The 6,191-nt window shown below is 59.7% G+C and carries 2 protein-coding genes and 3 pseudogenes; 3 read left to right on the top strand and 2 right to left on the bottom strand.

The genetic code is table 11. From position 1 onward, the window contains the following. Nucleotides 1–57: 57 nt before the first annotated feature. Nucleotides 58–1,092, top strand: coding sequence for an IS110 family RNA-guided transposase (locus AC0L3X_RS46375; RefSeq protein ID WP_085398161.1), 1,035 nt, complete (start codon nucleotides 58–60; stop codon nucleotides 1,090–1,092). 1,338 nt (nucleotides 1,093–2,430) lie between these two features. Here the strand turns inward: AC0L3X_RS46375 and AC0L3X_RS46370 are convergent. Beyond that, a pseudogene (locus AC0L3X_RS46370) lies at nucleotides 2,431–2,826 on the bottom strand (hypothetical protein); the annotation flags it as partial. 469 nt (nucleotides 2,827–3,295) lie between these two features. Here AC0L3X_RS46370 and AC0L3X_RS46365 point away from each other — a divergent pair. Further along, nucleotides 3,296–5,002, top strand: coding sequence for a peptidoglycan-binding protein (locus AC0L3X_RS46365; RefSeq protein ID WP_354100734.1), 1,707 nt, complete (start codon nucleotides 3,296–3,298; stop codon nucleotides 5,000–5,002). A 130-nt stretch (nucleotides 5,003–5,132) separates the two neighbouring features. Continuing rightward, nucleotides 5,133–6,013 (top strand): annotated as a pseudogene (locus AC0L3X_RS46360) (IS3 family transposase); the annotation flags it as partial. 40 nt (nucleotides 6,014–6,053) lie between these two features. Here AC0L3X_RS46360 and AC0L3X_RS46355 read toward each other — a convergent pair. Next, nucleotides 6,054–6,191 (bottom strand): annotated as a pseudogene (locus tag AC0L3X_RS46355) (IS30 family transposase); the annotation flags it as partial.

Genomic DNA, 6,191 nt, shown 5'->3' with positions numbered 1-6,191 from the left:
GATGAAACGGGGTCACGACTTGAGTCGGCCCCAAGCATCTGGAGACGGAGGACAGCCGTGGAGAATTATGCCGGAATCGACGTGTCATTGGAACTGTCGAGCGTGTGTGTTGTGGACGCCCAGGGTAAGATCCTGAAGGAAGCGAAGGTCGCGAGCGAACCCGACGCCTTAGTTGAGTTTTTTGAGACGCTCGGCTTTGCAGTGAAGCGGATCGGGCTGGAGGCTGGGCCGCTGTCGCAATGGCTGCATGCAGGCCTGAAAGGTGCAGGATTTGAAACAGTTCTGCTGGAAACGCGGCACGTGAAGGCCGCATTATCTGCAATGACGGTCAAGACGGATCGCAAGGATGCCCGCGGGATCGCCCAGTTGATCCGGATGGGATGGTTTCGGCAGGTACACGCAAAGTCGGTTGATGCGCAAGAGATCCGGGCACTCCTGATCGCACGCAAACAGCTTCTCGGGCGGCTGATCGATGTAGAATTAAGTATCCGAGGGATTTTGCGCGGCTTCGGTCTGAAGGTTGGCCCGGTGACGCGAAGGAATTTCGAAGCGCGGATTCGAGAGTTGGTTGCAGGCCAGGCGACATTGGAGCGCATTGCTGGTGCGATGCTTTCGGCACGATCGGCCCTGAAGGCAGAATACGGAAAACTACACAAGGCTGTGCTGGCAATTGTGCGTGATGATGCAGTCTGCAGCCGGCTTATGACAGTACCAGGCGTTGGTCCCCTGGTGGCCATCACCTACAAATCGGCGATTGATGATCCTCATCGCATTGTAAAGTCAAAGGCAGCAGGCGCGCTGTTCGGGCTCACGCCAAAGAAATATCAATCGGGAGAAAAGGACGTCACTGGCGGAATCACGCTGGCCGGCGATGAGACGGTGCGGACGGCCTTGTACGAAGCCGCCAACGTTCTGCTATCGCGCATCACGCGGTTCTCAAAACTCAAACGCTGGGGGATGGACGTCGCCAAGCGGAGAGGCTCGAAGCGCGCAAAGGTCGCCTTGGCACGCAAGCTCGCAGTGATCCTGCATCGGATCTGGGTCGATGGCACGACCTACCGATGGGCCGAAGCGGGCTCAATCGCAGCATAGAAGACGTGGAGGAGATCAAGAACGCAACCGGGATGAACTGAAGCCCGGTGCCCGAAGTCCCGTCGCCGGGATGGTGGATGCGGTGAAGCCGTTACACGCCCAGTGGCCGTCGTCCGACGAACCACGCGTATCTAGATAGGCTCACCGCTCCCTCTGACAGCATGATGTGGCGGCCAGGCGTCGACCACGAACAGAAGCATGAGCTCGGCGGCGTGACGTTCACTCGGGAGGCTTGACATCATCGGGCCCATTACAGAAGAGCGTATATTCGGATTATCGATCGTCTCTGCAAAGCCGCCACCATCGGAGTAAGTTACCATGTGGCCGGCATTGCTCACGAGGTGCAGGTCAGATCCGCTGAGTACTTCATTCAATCGTTCTGCCTGTTCAGATTCAATGAGATGGTCCTGAATAGCGAGACTGTAGCCGCGCCGCTTCCGGAATGAGATAGGCACTTTCCTCTGCGGTCACCCGCAGTTGCTTCGGCCGGAGCGTCAAGCGTATGCAGAAATCAGAAAAGTGGCTTCTCCCATAGACATTCGCCGGAACCACGTCGTCAGCAGCCAAGCTTTGATAGAGCAAAATTTACTATAGCATAAACCTCAAAATCTGGCCTCGTTCCAAACGACGATGCGGCGCCGCAAAGACGGATGGGCTTGGGAACGGTCTCTCTCAGCCTGCGTTGCTGGGCAAGGAGCTGGGACTGGCTTCGAGTGGCCGGTGAGGGCATCCAAGTGTTCCGTTGGCGCAGTCTCTGCGCCACTAGTTTTCGGGCAGCATCCCGGATAGCGGGTCGGAGCTGTCCAGGCCGGCCGCAGGGCGCGGGTCGACGCTGGACTTGAACCGCAGTGTTCCAAATAACTGGTGTCTAAGCTCCCGCATATTCTCCAGTCACGACGGATTCAATGACTGATGGCAACTGGGCTAGCTCCAAAAAAGGGCAGACTTGAAATGCAATCTAAAACTTGTGCAGGTATCTTATTCGGCCTTACGAGCAATGGTTGCCGGCAGCGCAGCGTGTAGTGCCGAATTTCGATTTAGCAACTTGCACCGCTGCATAGACAGGGTTGGATATCGGGAGCACAGTGCTGCCTCGGGACGGGCCGTAAAGATAATTGCGGCCTTGTGCTTAGAATTGAGGACTCGCCATTTGCCAGCTCCCTCACCAAATGGAATGCACGTTAACCAATTGTGATTTGAATATTGAACCGCGGCAGAGCAAAGGTAGGCTTCATTCGCCGGGGCTGGCTGCATATTTCACTTATCTGATTTCAACCCGGCGGGCCGCAGTGGGAAGCCACTGAGCCTGCCCCGCAAGCCAAGGGTCGGGTATCCTTCTTACCGTCCCTTTGTGCCGGCGCCGTAAAGCTCCCGTTCACGACAAATCATCGGGGAGAGGGGGGCTTGCCGCATCGAAGCCGCTCCAGCCGGTCTTTTACCAGGCAGCAATTCGCTACTGCAGGTTCACGGAATTCTCGTGCAGAAGAGTGTCGAGGCGGGCGCGGTCTTGCTCGGCTACCCTCGTCGATACCAACGTTCCGCCACGATGACAGCATTCGGCATAGCGCGACGCGTCTTCCTCGGACACATCGGCTTGGGTGAGCGCGCCAACAAAGCCGTCAGTTGCGGCGCCGCCCGCAGCGCCAACTGCCGTGAAGCCAACCATCCCGCAGCTACGACTGGTCCAAGCCCGGGGATAGCCAGCAAGCCAAGTCCCGCACGCAGGCCGGCCGCGCAGGGAAATTCGGGAATCCGCTTTTGCATCTCCAGAACGGCAAATTGGCCACCTGTTCTTCCGCGCGGAACAGAATGGGCTTTGTGAGTGCCCTTTAGATTACGTTCGCAAGATTTCTGCAGTGCGCAATCGTGGAACAGCCGTTTAGGATTTCTGACCGTGACGCCGGCCGTCATCAGCGGACGCGAGTTCATCAAAATGAACGCCAGTTCAGGTACGTGGCTCAGTACGTGGCTCATATTGCTGGCGAGCGCGCTTCCAGCTTTTTGGTGGTGCGCGCGTTTGCAACTTTTGCCCGTCGTTGAAGTTGGCCGGACATCGGGCCATCACTGGTAGGTGAAGCCGCGAGAGAAGTCAGCGCAGAACGCTGAGGGCCGATGTCCGGGGCTTCTGCCCTCGACATCGCGGCCGTCGCGTTGCGACGCAATTGCATCGAAGCAAACCAAGAAACAAACCGAGGAGTATCATATGAATACGAGGAAGAACAAGTTTCTGCTGACCACAGCAGTGCTGCTCGCTGGTATGAGTCTGGCGTCAGCGCAAAGCGTTCGTGAAAATGCCGGTGGCAGAATGAGCGCGGGCGGAGGGGCCGGCGGTATGAACGGAGCCGGCGGGGCCCGCGAAGGTGCTGCGGAATATGGCCGGTCTGGCGGTGCGACGTCGCAGGATACAGGTAGGGCGTCCCACAGCGAAGGAATGAGACAGGGCCGCGATGGCGGCCAGGCCGGGGGGGCCTCTACGACGCAGGATAGCAGCCGAGCCGCCGACAAGGGGGACAAACAAACTGTTCAAAGCCGTGAGCGCGACGATTCGCGTCAGTCGCAATCCGAGCACGAGAAGCAAGGGAAGGAGCAGACCGCCGGGCAGAGTCATCGTGATCAGGACCATGCACGTCAGTCCAAGTCCGGAAGCGACAAGAGCGGACCGAACGGCCAAACTGTCGGAGAGAGCCGCAGTGACCGCGACCGTACGCATCAGTCGCAAGGCGCAGAACAGAAAGAATTGAACAAGAGCTCGACGACGGACGCTAATACCAGGGACAATGCCCAGGACAAGAATGCTCGGGGTCAGAACACGCCCACGACCCGCGCGAACAGCAATAGTGGCGCCCAAGACAAAAATGTACAAGGCAAGAACGCGCAGGATCCGAGCACGACAACCACCGGCGCGAACACCAACGGCAACGCTCAGGACCAGAGTGCACAGGGCGCAACTACCGGCGTCAACACGCAAGGACAGACAAACGCTCAGGCGCAAGGACAGACCAACGCTCAGGCGCAAACGCAGGGCGAGGCCACCCAGAGCATGTCTGGTCGCGTGCAGGTCAACGCGCATCAACAGACGCGGCTGCAACAGTCGGTGCTGAACTCACGCGATGTAGAACGCGTGCGCGTCAACGAAAATTCGATTAACTTCCGGGTTAATGCCGGCGTAGTCGTGCCGCGGAACATCTCCGTGGTTTCGGTCTCGGATTATCCTGCGTTGATCGACGTCTATCCGGACTACCGCGACGACAGCTTTTTCGTGGTGGGTGACGAGATCGTCGTTACCGACCGAAGCCGCCGAATTGTTGACGTCATTCCCGCCGGCCCGCGGGCCCACTACGTGCAGCGTGGCAGTTCGAGCGGTGGCGGCAGCAGCGTTGCCGCGCTTGATCTCGGTCCCGACGAGATTCGAATCGTCCAACGAGTCCTGATTCAACGTGGCCTGCTGTCCGGTGAAGCAGACGGCGTCCTCGGGCCCGATACCCGCACGGCACTGATCACCTTCCAACGACAGGAAGGTTTTCAGACCACCGGCTCTATCGATACCCGTACGGTCGCGGCGCTTGGCGTGTCCGACCAGATCAGTGCCAAGCAGTCGACGACTGTCGGACAGGGTCAGAACGGCCAGTCGTCTCAGCAGAACACGACCGGCCAGAGCAATGCGCCGGCGCAGCAAAACCAGACCACCGGCCAGGCTTTGCAGAACCAGCCGTCCACAAGCGGCGAGCCTCAACATAACCAATCGACCTATTCGGGTCAGGCTGGCACGCAACAGCCACCGACCCAGACAACGGGTCGGGCTCCAGCGCAAAGTAATAATCCATCCACCGGTCAGCCTAGCACCAACCAGAATACGCGGACCGGACAAACCAACCAGAACAATGCTCCGGCCTCTCCGGCCCACAAGTAGTCCTCACGCACCTAGCCCCGCCTTCGGCGGGGCTCTCTTTGAGCGGGCTCACAATCAGGGTTAGGCCAACTGAGATGCTGCCGGTTTGATGGACACCAAGATTAGGTGTTTCATGAAGCCGGAGGTGGCGATGAAAAGACGGAAGTTCAGCCGCGAGTTCAAGGTCGAGGCGGTCAAGCTGGTGCGGGAACGTGGGGTGTCGGTGGCGCAAGCCGGCCGTGACCTGGATGTTCATGAGAACGTACTGCGCAAATGGGTGAAGGAGTTGGGCTCCGACTCGGCGCAAGCCTTTCCCGGCCACGGGCAGATGAAGCCGGAGCAGCAGGAGATCGAGCGGCTGCGCCGTGAGGTCGCCAAGCTGAAGGCCGAGCGGGATATCCTAAAAAAGGCCGCAGCCTACTTCGCGAAGGAAGCGACATGAAGTTCGCCTTCGTCGCGAAGCACCGGACGATCTGGCCGGTGGCATGGCTATGCGATGCGCTGGGAGTGTCGCGGTCGGGCTTCCATGCCTGGCTGAACCGCTCTCCCAGCGCCAGATCCCGCAGCGACGAGGAACTCGGCGGCAAGGTCAAGGCCAGCTTCGCCGCCAGCGACCGCACCTATGGCGCACGCCGGGTGTGGCGTGACCTGCTCGCCGATGGGGCGGATTGCGGCCTGCACCGGATTGAGCGGCTGATGCGCCTGCAAGGCTTGCGGGCGCGGCCGCGACGTCGGCGCTTGCCGAAGGACAGCGGCGATCGACAGCTCGAGACCGTACCGGCGAACCTCCTTGACCGGCAGTTCGCCGCCGAGCGGCCGAACCAGAAGTGGATCGCCGACTTCACCTATCTCTGGACGGCCGAAGGCTGGCTCTATGTCGCAGCGGTGATCGACCTGTTCTCACGCCGCGTGGTGGGCTGGTCGATGAGTGCCGCCATGACGGCACAGCTCGTGACGGACGCATTGTTGATGGCCGTCTGGCGGCGCGGCAAGCCGGATGCGCTGTTGCATCACTCCGACCAGGGCAGCCAGGGGGGATTCAATCGGTCGTCGCAACACCAATTATTTTCACTCATGACAGCAGTTCGTCAAGCGCCTCCGCTGGCGTTTTCCAGCCTAGTGTCTTTCTCGGTCGGGCATTGAGGGCCGCTGCCACAGCGGATATCTCGTCGGCGCTATGGATGCTGAGGTCTGTGCCTTTCGGGAAGTA

The organism is Bradyrhizobium sp. MI1.7 (assembly GCF_055811795.1).
This window is presented reverse-complemented; position numbering and strand designations above follow the sequence as displayed.